At 40.2% G+C, this 20,352-nt stretch carries 16 protein-coding genes, 1 pseudogene and 1 other annotated feature; of the genes and pseudogenes, 14 read left to right on the top strand and 3 right to left on the bottom strand.

Annotation, left to right across the window (positions count from 1 at the left end; genetic code table 11):
• Window position 1: 1 nt before the first annotated feature.
• Entirely contained in the window at window positions 2–1,429 is a 1,428-nt protein-coding gene (locus B7696_RS04615; protein WP_084862413.1) for a cytosine permease, read from the top strand.
• 124 nt (window positions 1,430–1,553) lie between these two features.
• On the opposite strand, the pseudogene B7696_RS04610 reads toward B7696_RS04615, so the two are convergent.
• Window positions 1,554–2,653 (bottom strand): annotated as a pseudogene (locus tag B7696_RS04610) (transposase).
• Between the two features lie 114 nt (window positions 2,654–2,767).
• On the bottom strand, window positions 2,768–4,267 hold the full coding sequence (locus B7696_RS04605; RefSeq protein ID WP_084862411.1) for an oligosaccharide flippase family protein: 1,500 nt from the start codon (window positions 4,265–4,267) through the stop codon (window positions 2,768–2,770).
• Window positions 4,268–4,372: 105 nt separating this feature from the next.
• On the opposite strand from B7696_RS04605, the gene mecA reads away from it, so the two are divergent.
• The 11 genes from mecA to B7696_RS04545 all read left to right on the top strand — a co-directional run bounded on the left by mecA (window position 4,373) and on the right by B7696_RS04545 (window position 16,604).
• The gene (mecA, locus tag B7696_RS04600; RefSeq protein WP_084862409.1) at window positions 4,373–5,110 is read left to right on the top strand and encodes an adaptor protein MecA; all 738 of its coding nucleotides are present in this window, start codon (window positions 4,373–4,375) and stop codon (window positions 5,108–5,110) included.
• A 151-nt stretch (window positions 5,111–5,261) separates the two neighbouring features.
• Window positions 5,262–6,548 (top strand): homoserine dehydrogenase, encoded by a 1,287-nt coding sequence (locus B7696_RS04595; protein ID WP_084862407.1) that lies wholly within the window; start codon window positions 5,262–5,264, stop codon window positions 6,546–6,548.
• A gap of 1 nt (window position 6,549) precedes the next feature.
• Entirely contained in the window at window positions 6,550–7,419 is an 870-nt protein-coding gene (thrB, locus tag B7696_RS04590) for a homoserine kinase (protein ID WP_084862405.1), read from the top strand.
• 214 nt (window positions 7,420–7,633) lie between these two features.
• Window positions 7,634–8,572, top strand: a complete 939-nt coding sequence (gene msrB / locus B7696_RS04585) for a peptide-methionine (R)-S-oxide reductase MsrB (RefSeq protein ID WP_084862403.1) — start codon at window positions 7,634–7,636, stop codon at window positions 8,570–8,572.
• A gap of 60 nt (window positions 8,573–8,632) precedes the next feature.
• Window positions 8,633–10,357, top strand: a complete 1,725-nt coding sequence (locus B7696_RS04580; protein WP_084862401.1) for an ABC transporter ATP-binding protein — start codon at window positions 8,633–8,635, stop codon at window positions 10,355–10,357.
• A gap of 1 nt (window position 10,358) precedes the next feature.
• On the top strand, window positions 10,359–12,107 hold the full coding sequence (locus tag B7696_RS04575) for an ABC transporter ATP-binding protein (protein ID WP_084862399.1): 1,749 nt from the start codon (window positions 10,359–10,361) through the stop codon (window positions 12,105–12,107).
• A 101-nt stretch (window positions 12,108–12,208) separates the two neighbouring features.
• Window positions 12,209–13,468, top strand: coding sequence for a TRZ/ATZ family protein (locus B7696_RS04570; RefSeq protein ID WP_084862397.1), 1,260 nt, complete (start codon window positions 12,209–12,211; stop codon window positions 13,466–13,468).
• A 75-nt stretch (window positions 13,469–13,543) separates the two neighbouring features.
• Window positions 13,544–13,679, top strand: a sequence feature (ribosomal protein L10 leader region).
• A 38-nt stretch (window positions 13,680–13,717) separates the two neighbouring features.
• Window positions 13,718–14,218: a 50S ribosomal protein L10 gene (rplJ, locus tag B7696_RS04560; protein ID WP_001287277.1), complete on the top strand. Its 501-nt coding sequence runs from the start codon at window positions 13,718–13,720 to the stop codon at window positions 14,216–14,218.
• Between the two features lie 72 nt (window positions 14,219–14,290).
• The gene (gene rplL / locus B7696_RS04555) at window positions 14,291–14,659 is read left to right on the top strand and encodes a 50S ribosomal protein L7/L12 (RefSeq protein WP_001196965.1); all 369 of its coding nucleotides are present in this window, start codon (window positions 14,291–14,293) and stop codon (window positions 14,657–14,659) included.
• A 279-nt stretch (window positions 14,660–14,938) separates the two neighbouring features.
• A complete protein-coding gene (locus tag B7696_RS04550) occupies window positions 14,939–15,943 on the top strand; it encodes an NADP-dependent oxidoreductase (protein ID WP_020903208.1) in 1,005 nt (334 codons plus the stop codon).
• 16 nt (window positions 15,944–15,959) lie between these two features.
• On the top strand, window positions 15,960–16,604 hold the full coding sequence (locus B7696_RS04545; RefSeq protein WP_020903209.1) for a TetR/AcrR family transcriptional regulator: 645 nt from the start codon (window positions 15,960–15,962) through the stop codon (window positions 16,602–16,604).
• Between the two features lie 94 nt (window positions 16,605–16,698).
• On the opposite strand, the gene gdhA is transcribed toward B7696_RS04545, so the two are convergent.
• Window positions 16,699–18,045: an NADP-specific glutamate dehydrogenase gene (gdhA, locus tag B7696_RS04540; protein WP_000199532.1), complete on the bottom strand. Its 1,347-nt coding sequence runs from the start codon at window positions 18,043–18,045 to the stop codon at window positions 16,699–16,701.
• Between the two features lie 227 nt (window positions 18,046–18,272).
• Between gdhA and B7696_RS04535 the strand changes: the two genes are divergently transcribed.
• Window positions 18,273–19,208 carry a dihydroorotate oxidase gene (locus B7696_RS04535; protein WP_084862395.1) on the top strand — a complete coding sequence of 312 codons (936 nt, stop codon included), beginning with the start codon at window positions 18,273–18,275 and terminating at the stop codon, window positions 19,206–19,208.
• A gap of 32 nt (window positions 19,209–19,240) precedes the next feature.
• Window positions 19,241–20,278 (top strand): DNA polymerase III subunit delta, encoded by a 1,038-nt coding sequence (holA, locus tag B7696_RS04530; protein WP_084862393.1) that lies wholly within the window; start codon window positions 19,241–19,243, stop codon window positions 20,276–20,278.
• Window positions 20,279–20,352: the final 74 nt, after the last annotated feature.

Below are 20,352 nucleotides of genomic sequence, written 5' to 3'. Positions count from 1 at the left end.
AATGTCCAAGATGAATGACTTCATTCAACAGGAGACCATAACGGGAATCGTTCCCATGACCAACAAGGATCGTCAGTATTCTTTCTGGGATCTCTTCCTATCGACAAGTGGTTTTGCCATCGCAACCTGGTGTTATACCCAAGGAGCCTATGTGGCTCAATATTTGACCTTTAATCAAATGTTGATAAATATTTTTAGCTTTAACATTATCTGGGTTTTTATCGAATGTCTCCCAATCTTGTTTGCAGTTAAATATGGAATTGATTTATGGATTTGGTTGAGAGCCGTTCTAGGTAGAAAAGGGGTGGCCGTTCTATCAACCGTGATTAGTCTGGCAAATTTTGGTTGGTACGCTGTTACCGCCAATCTTTTTGCCAGCTCCATGATTCATTTGGCAAATAATTTTGGGCTTGGTTTAGACAAGGGAGTATGGGCACCGATTCTAGGTACCCTCTGTGTTCTCCTTGGAACGCTGATTGCTCTTGGGGGCCCAGAGGTGATTAAAGGTACTAATCGCTTTCTGGTGGTTGCCTTGTTATTTGTTGGGCTAATCATCGTTGGAATCTGTTTTGTTGCGGTTCCGATTAGGGATATTATGAATGTCCAACCTGCCATCCAAGAAAATTTGACACCGATTGAACGTTTTATGATGTCAGGGGAAGGAAATGTGGCCGTAGCCTTTTCTTGGTCTACACAAGCCTTTGTCTTACCACGTTTGGCAAAATCAGAACGTAGTGGCTATTGGGCTACAGCATTATCGTATGGGGTTGTTGCGCCATTCTTCGCTGCTACAGGTGGGGTGATGGCTCTAGCCATGTTTGTCAAAACAGGTGTCTATGAAAGTGACCCAACGACGATGCTCTCCACTCTAAGTACTCCTGCCTTTGCCCTTTTAAGTTTACTACTAGTAGCTTTTGCTAATATTGGAACCCAGGGTACAGGATCGTATGTGAACTGTATGATTGTAAAAAGCGGGATGCCCAAAGTAAGCTATAAACTAATGGTTTGGATTGCCATGGTTTATGTGAGCCTACTTACCATCTGGGGAGGAGTGGATGAATACTTCGGTTCCTTCATCTCGCTGGCGGCCTATATTCAAGGACCCATTATTGGAATGATCGTTGTAGACTACTTTATCTTAAGAAAACGAAAACTCGATTTGCGTTCAGCCTATTTCCTTGAAGGACATGACGCCTATGAGTTTACAAATGGCTTTAATCTGATAGGATTATCTTGTGTAATCATTTCTTTGTTAGTTGCGGTACTATTTGTTTACAATCCTATAACAAAGCATATCCAGAGTCCTATGTTCCTGCTCACAACTGGTAGTGGCTTTACTGCGATCTTTGGAGGTCTATTGTACTGGCTAGCTAGCTTAACTCCTTTAAAACGCTATATGCTCAAGGATAAAGATTCTGTTACGATTTAAGTTTAAGAGAGAACGTTGTGGACTACCCCAAAAAGTTGGAAAAATAATTATTGAAAGGATTTAGTTCTGTATTGCACAGGACTAAGTCCTTTTAGTTTTACAACTGTAGTGGGTAGAAGAAAAGCTAAGATCTAGAAAGGACACATTTCGTCCTTTCATTTTTGATGTTCATAGAGATAAAAATCCGTTTTTTTAAGTTTTCAAAGTTCCGAAAACCAAAGGCATTTCGCTTGATAAGTTTGATGAGATTATTGGTTGCTTCTAATTTGGCTTTAGAATAAGGTAGTTGAAGAGCGTTGACTATTTTCTCTTTGTCCTTAAGAAAGGTTTTAAAGACAGTCTGAAAAATAGGGTGAAGCTGCTTTAGATTGTCCTCGATAAGTCCGAAAAATTTGTCTGGCTCCTTGTTCTGAAAGTGAAAGAGTAAGAGTAAGAGCTGATAGACATTGGAGTGGTGTCTCAAGTATTCTGAATGGCTCAAAAGCTTATCTAGAATTTCTTTATTCGTCAAGTGCATACGAAAAGTAGGGTGATAAAATTGTTTATGGCTTAGTTTACGACGATCCTGTTGGATGAGCTTCCAGTAGCGCTTGATGGCCTTGTATTTATGGGATTTTCTATAGAACTAATTCATGATTTGAACACGCAAACGACTCATAGCACGGCTGAGATGTTGGAGTAAAACAGTCCAGTGGACTGTTTTAGCCTGAGTCTAGAAATTCTAAAGCGAAGCAGCTGTTTAGCCAAGTTATAGTAGGGACTAAACATATCCATAGTAATGATTTTCACCTGACAACGAACAGCTCTATCGTAGCGCAGAAAGTGATTTCGGATGATAGCCTGTGTTCTGCATTCAAGGACAGTGATGATATTGAGGTTATCAGAGTCTTGCGCAATAAAGCTTATTTTTCCCTTAGTGAAGGCATACTCATCCCAAGATATAATCTCGGTAAGTTGAGAAAAATCATGTTTAAAATGGAAGTCACTGAGCTTTCGAATGACAGTTTAAGTTGAAATGGAAAGCTGGCGTGAAATATCGGTCATAGAAGTCTTTTCAATCAATTTTTGAGCAATTTTTTAGCTTCCGCACTCAGGGCAAGATGGGGCATTGTAATTCAGTTTAGCGATGATTTCCTTATGTGTATCCATATTGATGATATCTACAATTTTGATATTTGAGTCTTTGATATCGAGTAGTTTTGTGATAAAATATAATTGTTCCATATGAATCTTTCTAATGAGTTGTTTTGTCGCTTTTCATTATAGGTCATATGGGACTTTTTTTCTATAACAAAATAGGCTCCATAATATCTATAGGGGATTTACCCACTACAAATATTATAGAGCCCTTTTTATATTAGTAAGTACAAGATTGAGTGCATAATGGAATGTTTTATCTTTTGTGATAAAAAGTATCAAGAGATAGTAGATTCCACAGGTTGCAACAGTCGAGAGTACCATGAGTATCATATTGAGGTTGACTGTATAAGAGTTGATTTGGAAAAGAAATTTAAAAGTGAAATAAATTGGAATGAATCCGAGCGATACAATAGTATAGCGTGTTAAAGTAGTAAAGATTTCTTTTAAGTCAAGCAGATGATGCTTCTTGATAAAGTAAATTTCCAGTAGAACAACTACAGTTTCTGCAATAATAGTAGTAGCAATGTAGTACTCTGGTGCAAAAATATTATTGAAATACAAGATACTGTTGAGTAGGATATTAGATCCGCCACCAATAAAGTAAAAGGCTGTTAAACGATTTTCATTGTCGTTGATGAAGATAATCTGCTTACCAAGGATTAATTCAATGGCCCAAATGATAGTTCGAAAGGCGAAGATACTAGTCACAATACCAGCTTCAAGGTATTTTTCAGAAGAGTAGATGACAGTTGCGTAGTTCCCTAATACCATAATCCCAATACTGGTTGGAATGATGAGGAAGTAAAAGAGGGCAGCGCCTTGATTTAGAAGATTTTTATAAGACTCATAGTCTTTTTTACCGAGATAGTAGCCTAGACGTGGAATACTGACGTTGATAGCTCCACTCAAGACACTGGCAATTAACATGACGATGCTAGAAGTAATGGTATAATAAGAAATATAGTTTTCATCAGGGCCTTTGGTGATAAACATTCTATCAAGTAAGGTATAGAGCATGTTGGCGTTCGCTAGGAGAAGCATAGTCAAGAGTGGTTTAGATGCTTTGACTAATTCGACAAGACCGATCTTAACAAAGGAAACTTCTCGCTTAATCCAGAGAAAACTGAGTAGATAGTTGAGAATTGTTGTTGCACTCATAATGATTGCATAAGGTACGATATCGTCTGGAGTTTTTACAAAGGTAAAGATTGCAACCAACATGGCTATTCGTATAATTAATGTCTTATATAATATAAAGGAGTAATTTTCATATGTTTCATTCATCCACTCAATATAGAGGAATTGGAAGAGTGCTTGTGCACCTAAAATATAGTAGAGAACTTTCAGATTTTCAATGCTGGTATCAAAAAAGATAATGAGGAAGTAGATACTAGTCATCAGGATAGAAGTGAAAACAGAAATATAAAACAACTTAGAAAAGACATAGTTGATTTTATTCTTATCATCCTTGACATTACTGACAGCTCGAATCCCATAGTTGTAAATCCCAAAGGCGGATAAAGGAATGACAAAGCTAGCCCAGGTATTGGCGGTATTGAAATAACCGTAGTTGGATTTGCTGAGAATCCGCGTCAGATAAAGATTAGTTATCAGAGGAAAAACGATATTGAGAACATTGACTAGTAAGCTAGTCAGTGCATTAACTTTTATATTTTCATTGTACTTTCTTTCTTGTATTGTAAAATGGTCTCTAGTATTATATTACATTCTCGCTTCATTCTTTTGATAAAATCGTAAAAATCTAGTATAATAGATAGAACTGAAAGTATGAGGTTACTAGCAATGAAAATGAAACAAATCAGTGATACAACTTTAAAAATCACGATGTCTTTAGAGGATTTGATGGATCGAGGCATGGAGATTGCTGACTTTCTCGTTCCTCAAGAAAAAACAGAAGAGTTCTTTTATGCCATCTTGGATGAGTTAGAGATGCCTGATAGCTTTTTGGATACAGGTATGTTGAGCTTCCGTGTGACTCCAAAACCGGATAAGGTGGACGTATTTGTTACCAAGTCCAAGATTGACCAAAATCTAGATTTTGAAGACTTATCGGATTTGCCAGACATGGAAGAATTGGCTCAAATGTCGCCAGATGAATTTATCAAAACCCTGGAAAAAAGTATCGCGGACAAAACTAAGGATGATATCGAAGCCATTCAATCTCTAGAGCAAGTCGAAGCCAAGGAAGAAGAGCAGGAACAGGTTGAACAAGAAGTTGAGAGCAAGAAAGAGCCTTACATCTACTACATCCTTTCTTTTGCTAAGTTAGCTGATTTGGTGGCTTTTGCCAAGACAGTGACATTTGAGATGGAAACTTCTGAACTCTACAAGATGAATGAGCGCTATTATTTGACCATTTTAGTGGATATTGAAAATCATCCAAGTCCATATCCAGCGTGGCTTTTGGCCCGTATGCGCGAGTTTGCAGACGATAGTGACATCAGTCGTTCAGTCTTGCAAGAGTATGGCCAAGTCTTGATGAATCACGATGCTGTGCTCAATCTGCAAAAAATCGGATAATCATTTCTGGAAAGCTATTTCTAGATTATAAGAAGAGCGAATCGTTTGATTCGTTTTTTCTTTTCTATACTGAAATAGTGAATTACTATGATAGGAATTTTCACAAAATTCTGTTATAATGGCTATAATAGAAAATTTCGAGGAGACAAACATGACAGTTAAAATTGCTTTACTAGGATTTGGTACCGTTGCAAGTGGTGTGCCTTTCCTCCTAAAGGAAAATGGAAAAAAAATCAATCAATCGGCACATTCAGAGATTGAAGTTGCTAAGGTGTTGGTCAAGGATGAAGATGAAAAGAATCGCTTGCTTGCAGCAGGGAATGACTTTAACTTTGTAACCAATGTGGATGACATTTTGTCAGATCAAGACATTACGATCGTAGTGGAATTGATGGGGCGTATCGAACCTGCTAAAACCTTTATCACTCGTGCCTTGGAAGCTGGAAAACACGTTGTTACTGCTAACAAGGACCTTTTGGCTGTCCATGGTGCAGAATTGTTAGAAATCGCTAAAGCTAACAAGGTAGCACTTTACTATGAAGCAGCAGTAGCTGGTGGGATTCCAATTCTTCGTACCTTGGCAAATTCCTTGGCTTCTGATAAAATTACGCGTGTCCTTGGCGTGGTCAACGGAACTTCCAACTTCATGATGACCAAGATGGTGGAAGAAGGCTGGTCTTACGATGATGCTCTTGCGGAAGCGCAACGTCTAGGATTTGCAGAAAGCGACCCGACAAATGACGTAGATGGGATTGATGCAGCCTACAAGATGGTGATTTTGAGCCAATTTGCCTTTGGCATGAAGGTTGCCTTTGATGATGTAGCTCACAAGGGAATTCGTAACATCACACCAGAAGACGTAGCTGTAGCCCAAGACTTGGGTTATGTAGTGAAATTGGTTGGTTCTATCGAGGAAACTTCTTCAGGAATTGCTGCAGAAGTGACTCCAACCTTCCTTCCTAAAGCGCATCCACTTGCCAGTGTAAATGGGGTAATGAACGCTGTCTTTGTAGAATCTATCGGTATCGGTGAGTCTATGTACTACGGACCAGGTGCTGGTCAAAAACCAACTGCAACAAGTGTTGTGGCGGATATTGTCCGTATCGTTCGTCGCCTGAATGATGGAACCATTGGCAAAGACTTCAACGAATATAGCCGTGACTTGGTCTTGGCAAATCCTGAAGATGTTAAAGCAAATTACTACTTCTCAATCTTGGCTCCAGACTCAAAAGGTCAGGTCTTGAAGTTGGCTGAAATCTTTAATGCCCAAGATATTTCCTTCAAGCAAATCCTCCAAGATGGAAAAGATGGTGACAAGGCGCGTGTTGTGATCATAACACACAAGATTAATAAAGCCCAACTTGAAAATGTCTCAGCTGAATTGAAGAAGGTTTCAGAATTCGACCTCTTGAATACCTTCAAGGTGCTAGGAGAATAAGATGAAGATTATTGTACCTGCAACCAGTGCCAATATCGGGCCAGGTTTTGACTCGGTCGGTGTAGCTGTAACCAAGTATCTTCAAATTGAGGTATGTGAAGAACGAGAAGAGTGGCTGATTGAACACCAGATTGGCAAATGGATTCCACATGACGAGCGTAATCTCTTGCTCAAAATTGCTTTGCAAATTGTGCCAGACTTGCAACCTAGACGCTTGAAAATGACTAGTGATGTTCCCTTGGCGCGTGGTTTGGGTTCTTCCAGCTCGGTTATTGTAGCTGGGATTGAACTAGCCAACCAACTGGGCCAGCTCAACTTGTCTGATCATGAAAAATTGCAGTTAGCGACTAAGATTGAAGGCCATCCTGACAATGTGGCTCCAGCCATTTATGGTAATCTCGTTATTGCAAGTTCCGTTGAAGGGCAAGTTTCTGCTATCGTAGCAGACTTCCCAGAATGTGATTTTCTAGCCTACATTCCAAACTATGAATTGCGTACTCGAGACAGCCGTGGCGTCTTGCCTAAGAAATTGTCTTACAAGGAAGCTGTTGCGGCTAGTTCTATCGCCAATGTGGCGGTTGCAGCCTTGTTGGCAGGAGACATGGTGACCGCTGGGCAAGCAATCGAGGGCGACCTCTTCCACGAGCGCTATCGTCAGGACTTGGTGAGAGAATTTGCGACGATTAAGCAAGTAGCCAAAGAAAATGGTGCCTATGCAACCTACCTTTCTGGTGCTGGGCCGACAGTTATGGTTTTGGCTTCTCACGACAAGATGCCAACGATTAAGGCAGAATTGGAAAAGCAACCCTTCAAAGGAAAACTTCATGACTTGAAAGTTGATACCCAAGGTGTCCGTGTCGAAGCAAAATAAAGAATAGAAGATAGGATGGGGAAACTCTTGATCAGAGGGCTTCCTATCCTTTTTTTGAAAAGCAGTTTATACTCAATGAAAATCAAAGAGCAAACTAGGAAGCTAGCCGCAGGCTGCTCAAAACACTGTTTTGAGGCTGCAGATGGAAGCTGACGTGGTTTGAATTTGATTTTCGAAGAGTATTAGTTAAAAACTTGGTAAAGGAGAAACGAAGATGGCAGAAATATATTTAGCAGGTGGTTGTTTTTGGGGTTTAGAGGAGTATTTTTCACGCATTTCTGGAGTGCTAGCAACCAGTGTTGGCTACGCTAATGGGCAAGTCGAAACGACCAATTACCAGTTGCTCAAGGAAACAGACCATGCAGAAACGGTTCAAGTTATTTACGATGAGAAAGCAGTATCACTCAGAGAAATTTTGCTTTATTATTTCCGTGTTATTGATCCATTATCAGTCAATCAACAAGGGAATGACCGTGGTCGCCAATATCGAACTGGGATTTATTACCAGGATGAAGCAGACTTGCCAGCTATCTACACAGTGGTGCAGGAGCAGGAGCGCATGCTTGGGCGAAAGATTGCAGTAGAGGTGGAGAAACTTCGCCACTACATTCTGGCTGAAGATTACCACCAAGACTATCTTAAGAAGAATCCTTCAGGTTACTGTCATATCGATGTGACCGATGCTGAGAAACCTTTGATTGATGCCTCTAACTATGAAAAGCCTAGTCAAGAGGTGTTAAAGGAAAGCTTATCAGAAGAATCCTATCGTGTCACCCAAGAAGCTGCGACAGAGGCTCCATTTACCAATGCCTATGACCAAACCTTTGAAGAAGGGATTTATGTAGATATCACGACGGGTGAGCCACTCTTTTTCGCCAAGGATAAGTTTGCCTCAGGATGTGGTTGGCCAAGTTTTAGTCGTCCGATTTCCAAGGAATTGATTCACTACTACAAGGATCTCAGTCATGGAATGGAGCGAATCGAAGTTCGTTCTCGGTCAGGAAATGCTCACTTGGGTCATGTTTTCACAGATGGACCACGTGAGTTTGGTGGCCTCCGTTACTGTATCAATTCTGCTTCCTTGCGCTTTGTGGCCAAGGATGAGATGGAAGAAGAAGGATATGGCTATCTACTACCTTACTTAAACAAATAAATCAGAGAGGGTGGGTGCTTCCCACTTTCTTCATTTCCAGAATACGAATAGAAAGGATTTATGAAACACCTACTATCTTACTTTAAACCCTACATCAAGGAATCCATTTTAGCCCCCTTGTTCAAACTACTAGAAGCTGTGTTTGAGCTCTTGGTTCCCATGGTGATTGCTGGGATTGTTGATCAATCCTTACCCCAGAAAAATCAAGGTCATCTCTGGATGCAGATTGGCCTGCTCCTTATCTTTGCAGTGATTGGCGTTTTAGTGGCCTTAATAGCCCAGTTCTACTCAGCTAAGGCTGCGGTTGGATTTGCCAAAGAATTGACAGGTGACCTCTATCGCCATATTCTTTCCTTGCCCAAGGACAGCAGAGATCGTTTGACCACTTCTAGCTTGGTCACTCGCTTGATTTCGGATACCTACCAGATTCAGACTGGTATCAATCAATTCCTGCGTCTCTTTTTACGAGCGCCTATTATCGTTTTTGGAGCCATTTTTATGGCCTATCGAATCTCAGCTGAGCTGACTCTTTGGTTCTTGGTCATGGTTGTCATTTTGACCATTGTTATTGTAGGGCTCTCTAGACTGGTTAATCCTCTCTACAGCAGTCTGAGAAAGAAAACGGACCAACTGGTTCAAGAAACGCGTCAGCAAATACAAGGAATGCGGGTTATTCGTGCTTTTGGTCAAGAAAAACGAGAGTTACAAATTTTTCAAACTCTTAACCAAGTCTATGCTAGATTACAAGAAAAGACAGGTTTCTGGTCCAGTTTATTAACTCCTCTGACCTATCTGATTGTTAATGGAACCCTCCTTGTTATCATCTGGCAGGGATATGTTTCTATTCAAGGAGGATTGCTAAGTCAAGGTGCTCTCATTGCCCTTATTAATTATCTCCTACAGATCTTGGTGGAATTGGTCAAGCTAGCCATGCTGATAACTTCTCTCAACCAGTCCTATATCTCAGCTAAGCGAATTGAGGAAGTCTTTGCCGAAGCTCCAGAAGACATCCATTCAAAATTAGAACAAAAGCAAGCTACCAGTGATCAGGTTTTACAAGTCCAAGAATTGACCTTTACCTATCCTGATGCGGCCCAGCCTTCTCTGAGAGACATTTCCTTTGATATGACTCAAGGACAAATCCTTGGTATCATTGGGGGAACTGGTTCCGGTAAATCAAGCTTAGTACAACTCATCCTTGGACTTTATCCAGCAGATAAGGGGAGCATTTACCCTTATCGAGATGGATCTAGTCCTAGTAATTTGGAGCAGTGGCGGTCATGGATTGCCTATGTGCCCCAAAAGGTCGAACTCTTTAAGGGAAGCATTCGTTCTAACTTGACTCTAGGTTTAAATCAAGAAGTGACTGACCAAGAACTCTGGCAGGCTTTGGAGATTGCGCAAGCTAAGGATTTTATCAGTGAAAAGGAAGGACTATTGGATGCCCTAGTTGAGGCAGGAGGGCGAAATTTCTCGGGCGGTCAAAAACAAAGGCTGTCTATCGCACGAGCAGTCTTGCGCCAAGCTCCATTTCTCATCCTAGATGATGCGACCTCGGCCCTGGACACCATTACCGAGTCCAAGCTCTTGAAAGCTATCCGAGAAAACCTGCCAAATACAAGTTTAATCTTGATTTCTCAACGGACTTCGACACTTCAGATGGCAGACCAGATTCTCCTCTTGGAAAAAGGTGAGCTCCTAGCTATCGGCAAGCACGATGACTTGATGAAGACCAGTCAAGTCTATCGTGAAATCAATGTATCCCAACATGGTAAGGAGGACTAGCATGAGACAACAAACTGCAAAACAGACGCTCAAACGTTTGGCTAAAGACCTTGCAAGCCATCCCTTCCTCCTTTTCCTAGCCTTTCTAGGAACTATTGCCCAAGTTGGTTTATCGATTTACCTACCTATCTTGATTGGGCAGGTCATCGACCAAGTCCTAGTGGCTGGTTCCTCACCAGTTTTTTGGCAAATTTTCCTTCAGATGCTCTTGGTAGTCATAGGAAATACTCTGGTACAATGGGCCAATCCTCTTCTTTATAATCACCTAATCTTCTCTTATACCAGAGACTTGCGAGAGCGAATCATCCATAAGCTCCATCGTTTACCGATTGCTTTTGTGGATCGGCAGGGCAGTGGCGAGATGGTTAGTCGTGTAACAACAGACATAGAACAGTTGGCAGCCGGCTTGACCATGATTTTTAACCAATTTTTCATTGGTGTCTTAATGATTTTGGTTAGTATTCTAGCCATGCTTCAAATTCATCTCCTCATGACTCTTTTGGTCTTGCTGTTGACGCCACTGTCTATGGTAATCTCACGCTTTATTGCCAAACGCTCCTATCATCTCTTCCAAAAGCAAACAGAGACAAGGGGGATTCAAACTCAGTTGATTGAAGAATCTCTTAGCCAGCAGACCATTATCCAGTCCTTTAATGCTCAGGCAGAATTTATCCAAAGGCTGCGTGAGGCTAATGACAACTATGCAGGTTATTCACAGTCAGCTATCTTTTATTCTTCAACGGTCAATCCTTCGACTCGCTTTGTCAATGCGCTTATTTATGCCCTTCTAGCTGGAGTGGGAGCTTATCGTATCATGATAGGCTCTACCTTGACCATTGGACGCTTAGTGACTTTTTTGAACTATGTTCAACAGTACACCAAGCCTTTTAATGATATTTCTTCAGTGCTAGCTGAGTTGCAAAGTGCCTTGGCTTGTGCAGAACGTGTTTATGGAGTCTTAGATAGTCCTGAGGTGGCTGAAACAGGTAAGGAAGAGTTGACTAGTGACCAAGTTAAGGGAGCTATTTCCTTTAAACAGGTTTCTTTTGGCTACCATCCTGAAAAGATTTTGATTAAGGATTTATCTATTGATATTCCAGCTGGTAGCAAGGTTGCTATTGTTGGTCCGACAGGTGCTGGAAAATCAACTCTTATCAATCTCCTCATGCGTTTTTACCCTATTAACTCAGGAGATATCTTGCTGGATGGGAAATCCATTTATGATTATAGTCGTGCCTCTTTACGCCAGCAGTTTGGAATGGTGCTTCAAGAAACCTGGCTCAAGCAAGGAACTATTCATGATAATATTGCCTTTGGAAATCCTGATTCCAGTCGGGAGCAAGTGATTGCTGCTGCCAAAGCAGCCAATGCAGACTTTTTCATCCAACAGTTGCCGCAGGGATACGATACCAAGTTGGCAAATGCAGGAGAATCTCTCTCTGTTGGTCAGGCCCAGCTCTTGACCATAGCCCGAGTCTTTCTGACTATTCCAAAGATTCTTATCTTAGACGAGGCAACCTCTTCCATCGATACGCGGACAGAAGTGCTGGTTCAGGATGCCTTTGCTAAACTCATGAAGGGGCGTACAAGCTTTATCATTGCCCACCGCTTGTCAACCATTCAGGATGCGGATTTGATTCTTGTCTTGGTGGATGGCGACATTGTTGAGTATGGGAGCCATCAGGAACTCATGGCTCGAAAGGGTAAGTATTATCAAATGCAGCAAGCAGCAGATTTTAGCTTTGAATAAGCCATTCTCTTTTGAAAGTTTATGGACGAAAAAAGTTGCCTTCGGGTGACTTTTTTGTTACAATAGCTAGAAAAAATCAAGGCCTTAGAAGGAGAAAAACAATGAAAGTCTATCAGCATGTAAATATCGTGACTTGTGATCAAGATTTCCATGTTTATCTGAATGGAATCTTAGCAGTTAAGGATTCTCAAATCGTCTATGTCGGTCAAGAGAATTCAGAGATTTTAGAGCAAGCTGAGCAGATTATAGACTATCAGGGGGCCTGGATTATGCCTGGTTTGGTCAATTGTCACACCCATTCTGCTATGACAGGATTGAGAGGAATTCGAGATGATAGCAATCTCCATGAATGGCTTAATGACTATATCTGGCCAGCAGAAGCAGGATTTACTCCCGACATGACTACAAGAGCGGTTAAAGAAGCTATGATAGAGATGCTCCAGTCGGGAACAACAACCTTTAACGATATGTATAATCCCAATGGTGTGGATATTGAACGGATTTATCAGGCAGTGAAAACTTCCAAGATGCGTTGTTATTTCTCACCGACTCTTTTTTCTTCAGAGGCAGAGACAACTGCTGAGACCATAAGCAGAACTCGAGCAACCATTGAGGAAATTATTGGATATAAAAATCCAAATTTCAAGGTGATGGTAGCCCCACATTCTCCCTACAGCTGTGATAGAGACTTGCTGGAAGAAAGTTTAGACATGGCAAAAGAGCTTGCTATTCCAATCCATATCCACGTGGCGGAGACCAAGGAGGAGTCAGGAATTATCCTGAAACGATACGGCAAACGCCCCCTTACTTTTCTAGAAGAACTGGGTTACTTAGATCATCCGTCTGTCTTTGCTCACGGGGTTGAATTAAACGAGAGAGAAATTGAACGCTTGGCAACTTCTCAAGTGTCTATTGCCCACAATCCTATTAGTAACCTCAAACTGGCATCAGGGATTGCTCCCATCATTCAACTGCAAAAAGCAGGAGTGGCAGTAGGAATTGCGACAGATTCGGTTGCTTCCAATAACAATCTAGATATGTTTGAGGAAGGACGGACTGCAGCCCTTCTTCAGAAGATGAAAAGTGGGGATGCCAGCCAATTTCCTATCGAAACAGCTCTCAAGGCACTGACAATCGAAGGGGCTAAGGTTCTAGGAATGGAAAATCAGATAGGAAGTCTAGAAGTCGGCAAGCAAGCAGATTTTCTCGTTATTCAACCACAAGGAAAAATTCATCTCCAACCTCAGGAAAATATGCTTTCTCATCTCATCTATGCTGTTAAATCCAGTGATGTTGATGATGTTTATATCGCTGGAGAACAGGTTGTTAAGCAAGGCCAAGTACTAACAGTAGAACTTTAAAAGAAAAATCACGAAAAATTTTAAAAAAAGTTTGCAAAAATCTTGCATTCTTTTTTTTACTATGCTATACTTATATACGGTTTGAAAAAACTGCCTAAGACAGTAGGGGAGCTCGACTCATAAATATCCTACCGAGGACAAAACGTATCATGTAAAAAGAAGCGTATTGTACTTTCGTGTCTAGGTTTGGGCGCGTTTTTCTTTTGAAAAATTTCCCCAAGCAAAATAATAACGGAGGTGAACACACTAATGAGTGAAGCAATTATTGCTAAAAAAGCGGAACTAGTTGACGTAGTAGCTGAAAAAATGAAAGCTGCTGCATCTATCGTCGTTGTAGACGCTCGTGGTTTGACAGTTGAGCAAGATACAGTTCTTCGTCGTGAGCTTCGTGGAAGCGAAGTTGAGTATAAAGTTATTAAAAACTCAATCTTGCGTCGTGCAGCTGAAAAAGCTGGTCTTGAAGATCTTGCATCTGTATTTGTTGGACCATCTGCAGTAGCATTTTCTAACGAAGATGTTATCGCACCAGCGAAAATCTTGAACGACTTTTCTAAAAACGCTGAAGCACTTGAAATCAAAGGTGGTGCAATCGAAGGCGCTGTCGCATCTAAAGAAGAGATTCTTGCTCTTGCAACTCTTCCAAACCGCGAAGGACTTCTTTCTATGCTCCTTTCTGTACTTCAAGCGCCAGTGCGCAACGTTGCTCTTGCAGTCAAAGCGGTTGCAGACAACAAAGAAGACGCAGCTTAATCTTAAGCTACGCAGCGTAGCCTAGCTACGAAAATATATTATAAATTTAAAACATATTTGGAGGAAATAACAATGGCATTGAACATTGAAAACATTATTGCTGAAATTAAAGAAGCTTCAATCCTTGAATTGAACGACCTTGTAAAAGCTATCGAAGAAGAATTTGGTGTAACTGCAGCTGCTCCTGTAGCTGTTGCTGCAGCTGGTGCTGCTGACGCTGGTGCTGCTAAAGATTCATTCGACGTTGAATTGACATCTGCAGGCGACAAAAAAGTTGGCGTTATCAAAGTTGTACGTGAAATCACAGGTCTTGGTCTTAAAGAAGCTAAAGAACTTGTTGACGGTGCACCAGCACTTGTTAAAGAAGGCGTTGCAACTGCAGAAGCTGAAGAAATCAAAGCTAAATTGGAAGAAGCTGGAGCTTCAGTTACTCTTAAATAATAGAGTAACTACATTAGTAGCTTAAAAACATGATTAAACCGCTATTCTTAGGAGTAGCGGTTTTTATTTTTTTATTACATGGGGCAAAAAAGGGAAAGGAATCTTTAAAAGTGAGGAGAGTTAGATTGAAAGAATCATATTGGTAAATCGAAATGATAGATATTTGTATCATGTCATAAATCGTTATCAAACGATAATATTGATTTTCTTACAAATTAAGAGTATAATTTATAAAAATGAGTGTTCACTCAATTTTTGTGAAATTAAGGAGTAAAGAAAATGGTTGTTGAAGCAATAGAGTACAGTCGTTTCGGTAACGAAGAGGTCTTGGATTTGCTGAAGATAGACTCTACAGCCTTGGAGGTAAATCAGGTGAGAGTAGAAGTTCATGCTGTTGGTTTAAATCCTATTGATTATAAAACTTTTGAGGGAGCGAAACCCCTTCGATTTCTATCTTTTATAACGAAATTAAGGAAACCAAGTCGTTGGTTTGAATCTAAATCATCTTTATTTCCAAGAGGTGTGGGGAGAGATTTTTCTGGAGATATTACAGAAGTTGGAAATGAAGTAACTAGGTTTTCAGTAGGAGATAAGGTGTTTGGAACAATGATTAGCGATCCTGGTTTGGGAACTAATAGGGGAGCTTTAGCAACAGAAATTTGTGTCAATGAATCAGAAATTGTATTGAAACCAGAGATGATCGACATGACTCACGCAGCTACTATGGGAGTAGCTGCTCTAACTGTGGGTGGGGCTTTTAGAAGAATCGGTTTAAATTCAAGAGATACTGTTGTTATTTCAGCTGCAGCAGGAGGTATTGGAAGTATTGCAGTACAGTATGCAGTTGCTAAGGGGGCGACAGTGATTGGAATAGCAAGTAAGAAAAATGCAGAGTATCTGAAGTCTTTAGGTGCTATACCAGTAAGTTACGAAGAGAATATCAAGAAGGCTCTTCTATCAGCTAGTCCAACGCCTATTACAAAATTTTTGGATTGTTATGGATCTGATTATGTTAGATTGGCTTTTAGTTTAGGCTTGAAGGGGACAGCTATTGGGACATTAGTACCTTCACCCTATGTTATGATAAAAGGTGCTCAGTTTACTGGTCCGAGACATTCCACATATGATGATTTTAGCACTTTAGCTGAAATGGTCTCAGACGGGAAGATTCAGCTGAAAATTGATCAAGTGTATGACTTTTCTCTAAAGTCAGTTAGAGAAGCCTATCGTAGTCTGAAAATGGGACACAGTCGAGGCAAAAAAGTCGTAAAAGTAAGAGAGTAGAAGAGAGGTGCTAGCGATGGAAAGTTTAGAACAAAAGTATGCTCAGACGTTAGAAGTTAGCAACTTGAGCTTGAAACAACGTCGAGTATTATTATCAAGCTTAAAATTATTCTCAGAAATTGGATTTGAGAATACAACGTCCAGCCTTATTGCCGAACGCGCTGGAGTGTCAGAAGGAACTGTTTTTAGTTACTTTAAAACAAAGGAAGGTATTTTAGAAGTCATTTTATCTACTTTTCTAGAACAGGTTATTCCAGAAGTAATTGCGGATTTCTCAGAAAAAAAATTCACAGTAGATCAAGAAAATTTTCCCTTCTTTTTAAAAAGTATTGTTCGAGATAGGCTCTTTTTCATTCAGGAGAATCAAATGCATGTTAAAATTCTCTTGGGGCGTTCTTTTATTGATAAAAATCTTTCTATCCAGTTAGGAAATATTATTGTTCAATCTATAATAGAACCAATTAGCCCTGTTTTAAATCAATTTAAAGAAAAAGGACTTATTCTAAATTGGTCAAATGAAAGAATTGTTCGATACATTTTAGCATTGAGTTTTTCTTATCTTATTCCCATGATGTTGAATGATGAAGAAACTATAAACATAGATGAAGCAGTTGATGAGATTGTTGAATGTTTGTCATCTGCCCTAATGAAAGTAAAATAAATTCTGATGTTAAAACTCACTGTTAATGGTGAGTTTTTTTGGATTCAACATAAAAATCCCCAATCGTAGCGATTGAGGATTAAGCAAATGAATCTTAAACAATACCTTGTGCAATCATAGCGTTTGCTACATTTTCAAAGGCAGCAATGTTAGCTCCTGCAAGGTAGTCTTTATCAAGACCGTATGTTTCTGAAGTTGTTTTAGCTGTATTGAAGATGTTTGTCATGATGTCTTTGAGACGTCCATCAACTTCTTCACGAGTCCATGAGAGGCGAAGGCTATTTTGGCTCATTTCAAGAGCTGAAACGGCTACACCACCAGCGTTGGCAGCTTTGGCAGGTCCGTAGAAGATACCATTTTCTTTGTAGACTTTGATGGCATCAAGGTCGCTTGGCATGTTGGCACCTTCAGATACACAGATAACGCCTTGAGCAACCAAACGTTTAGCTGCTTCACCGTTGATTTCGTTTTGAGTCGCACATGGAAGAGCGATGTCATAGTTTCCAGCGTAAGTCCATACAGAACCTTCATGATAAGTAGCAGTTGCTTTCTCAGCTGCATACTCAGTCAAACGAGCGCGACGTTTTTCTTTAACATCAACCAAAAGATCGAAGTCGATACCATTTTCATCGATTACATAACCATTTGAGTCAGATACAGAGATAACAGTTGCACCAAGTTCAGTCGCTTTTTGAAGAGCGTATTGAGCTACGTTACCAGAACCTGAAATAACAACTTTCTTACCAGCGAAGCTGTTACCGTTGGCTTTAAGCATTTCTTCAGTGTAGTAAACCAAACCGTAACCAGTTGCTTCTGGACGAATCAAGCTACCACCAAATCCAAGAGGTTTACCAGTCAAGACACCAGCATCAAATTGGTTAAGGCGTTTGTACTGACCGTAAAGGTAACCAATCTCACGTCCACCAACACCGATATCACCAGCAGGTACGTCAAGTGATGGTCCGATGTGTTTTTGTAATTCAGTCATGAAGCTTTGGCAGAAGCGCATCACTTCAGCATCTGTTTTACCTTTAGGATCGAAGTCTGATCCCCCTTTACCTCCACCGATAGGAAGTCCAGTCAAGACGTTTTTAAAGATTTGTTCAAATCCGAGGAATTTCAAGATCCCTTGGTTAACAGTTGGGTGGAAACGAAGTCCGCCTTTGTATGGTCCAACAGCTGAGTTGAATTGAACACGGTAGCCGCGGTTTACTTGAACTTTTCCATCACGGTCAACCCAAGGAACACGGAAAGAAATCACGCGCTCTGGCTCAGTAATACGTGCCAAGATATTTTCTTCGATATACTCAGGGTGTTTTTCAAATACAGGTTCTAAAGTGTTGAAAAATTCTTCAACAGCTTGGAGGAATTCAGCCTCGTGCCCGTTACGAGCTTTCACAGTTTCAAACACGCTTTGGATATATTCTTTAGCAGATGTCATATCGTTCTCCTTAAATTCTAATTTAATTATGTGTGTCATTATAGCAGAATTTTTTTTAACTGTAAAGAGAAAAACAAAAATTTTCTAAAAATTCTATCAATTTAGTTTTGAGACTTTTTGAAAATAGATAAAAAACGAACCTTTTTCTTGTAAATATCTTTCTCAAAGAGAAAATCTGAAAATATGGTATAATATTAGCAATAAAAGGAATCTGGAGGATCAGAATCATGGTATCAACTAAAACGCAAATTGCTGGTTTTGAGTTTGACAATTGTTTGATGAATGCAGCAGGTGTGGCTTGTATGACGATAGAGGAGCTAGAAGGGGTTAAAAACTCAGCGGCAGGAACTTTTGTGACCAAGACAGCGACCTTGGACTTTCGTCAGGGAAATCCTGAACCACGCTATCAAGATGTTCCACTTGGTTCTATCAACTCTATGGGCTTGCCAAATAATGGTTTAGACTATTATTTGGACTATCTTTTGGACTTGCAGGAAAAAGAGCCGAACCGAACTTTCTTCTTATCTCTAGTCGGCATGTCTCCAGAGGAAACCCATACTATCTTGAAAAAAGTCCAAGAGAGTGAGTTTCGTGGTCTGACTGAGCTAAACCTCTCTTGTCCAAATGTTCCAGGTAAACCTCAGATTGCCTATGATTTTGAGACAACTGACCGGATTTTGGCAGAGGTATTTGCCTACTTCACCAAACCTCTTGGAATTAAATTGCCACCATATTTTGATATTGTTCACTTTGACCAAGCGGCAGCTATTTTCAACAAGTACCCGCTCAAGTTTGTCAACTGTGTTAACTCTATCGGAAACGGCCTTTATATAGAAGATGAGTCCGTCGTTATTCGTCCTAAAAATGGTTTTGGGGGGATTGGTGGAGAGTATATCAAACCGACTGCTTTAGCTAATGTTCATGCCTTTTATCAACGCTTAAACCCTCAAATTCAAATTATTGGTACAGGTGGCGTTTTGACTGGTCGTGATGCCTTTGAACATATCCTCTGTGGAGCAAGTATGGTGCAGGTGGGAACCACCCTTCACAAAGAAGGAGTTGGTGCTTTTGATCGTATTACTAATGAACTGAAAGCAATCATGGAGGAAAAAGGGTACGAAAGCCTAGAAGATTTCCGTGGGAAATTGCACTATATTGATTAAATGAACTAAAAAGTTAGAAGAAAGGAGAGAAGATGCTAGCCATTGAAGAAAGTCAGAAGTTGACTTTATCAAATTTACCGAGCCTGAGCCTTTTTACAGGGACAGATCAGGGTCAGTTTGAAGTTATGAAGAGTCAAGTATTGAAACAGATTGGTTATGATTCTGCTGACCTTAACTTTGCCTACTTTGATATGAAAGAAGTAGCTTACAAGGATGTGGAACTGGAGTTGGTCAGCCTTCCTTTCTTTGCAGATGAGAAAATCGTGATATTAGATTATTTTGTCGATATCACAACTGCTAAAAAGCGCTTTTTGACAGATGATGAGCTCAAGTCGTTTGAAGAATACCTTGACAATCCTTCGCCAACAACCAAGTTGTTGATATTTGCGGAAGGAAAGCTGGATAGCAAAAGACGGTTGGTTAAATTACTTAAGCGTGATGCCAAGGTTTTTGATGCAGTAGAAGCTAAAGAACAAGAACTGCGCCAGTATTTTCAAAAGTGGAGTCAGGAACAAGGCCTGCAGTTTGCCAATAATTCTTTTGAAAATCTCCTTATCAAGTCGGGTTTTCAATTTAGTGAAATCCATAAAAATCTCCTTTTTTTACAGTCCTATAAGGAAGACTCTGTTATCGAGGAAGAGGATATTGTTAACGCAATTCCCAAGACCTTACAGGACAATATTTTTGATTTAACTCAGTTTATTCTGACTAAAAAGATGGATCAGGCGCGAGATTTGGTTAGAGACTTGACCTTGCAAGGTGAAGATGAAATCAAATTGATTGCAGTCATGCTAGGACAATTTCGGACTTTTACTCAGGTGAAAATTTTGGCGGAGTCTGGACAAACAGAATCGCAGATTGCAAGTAGTTTAGGCAGTTTTCTGGGACGAAATCCCAATCCCTATCAAATAAAGTTTGCGCTGAGGGATTCGCGAGGACTTTCCTTGAGCTTTTTGAAGCAAGCTATTTCTTATTTAATTGAGACAGACTATCAGATTAAAACAGGTCTTTATGAAAAAGGTTTCCTTTTTGAAAAGGCACTCATACAGATTGCTAGTCAGGTAAATTGATACTATCTGAAAAATTTTTTAACCCGCGTCAGGATTATCTTGTCGTGGGTTTCTTGCTGATTTTATTCGAAAGT

Origin of the sequence: Streptococcus mitis (assembly GCF_002096815.1) — a bacterium.
Classification (GTDB): domain Bacteria; phylum Bacillota; class Bacilli; order Lactobacillales; family Streptococcaceae; genus Streptococcus; species Streptococcus mitis_AD.
The sequence above is the reverse complement of the archived record's forward strand: the minus strand, read 5'-3'. Positions and strand labels throughout refer to the sequence as shown.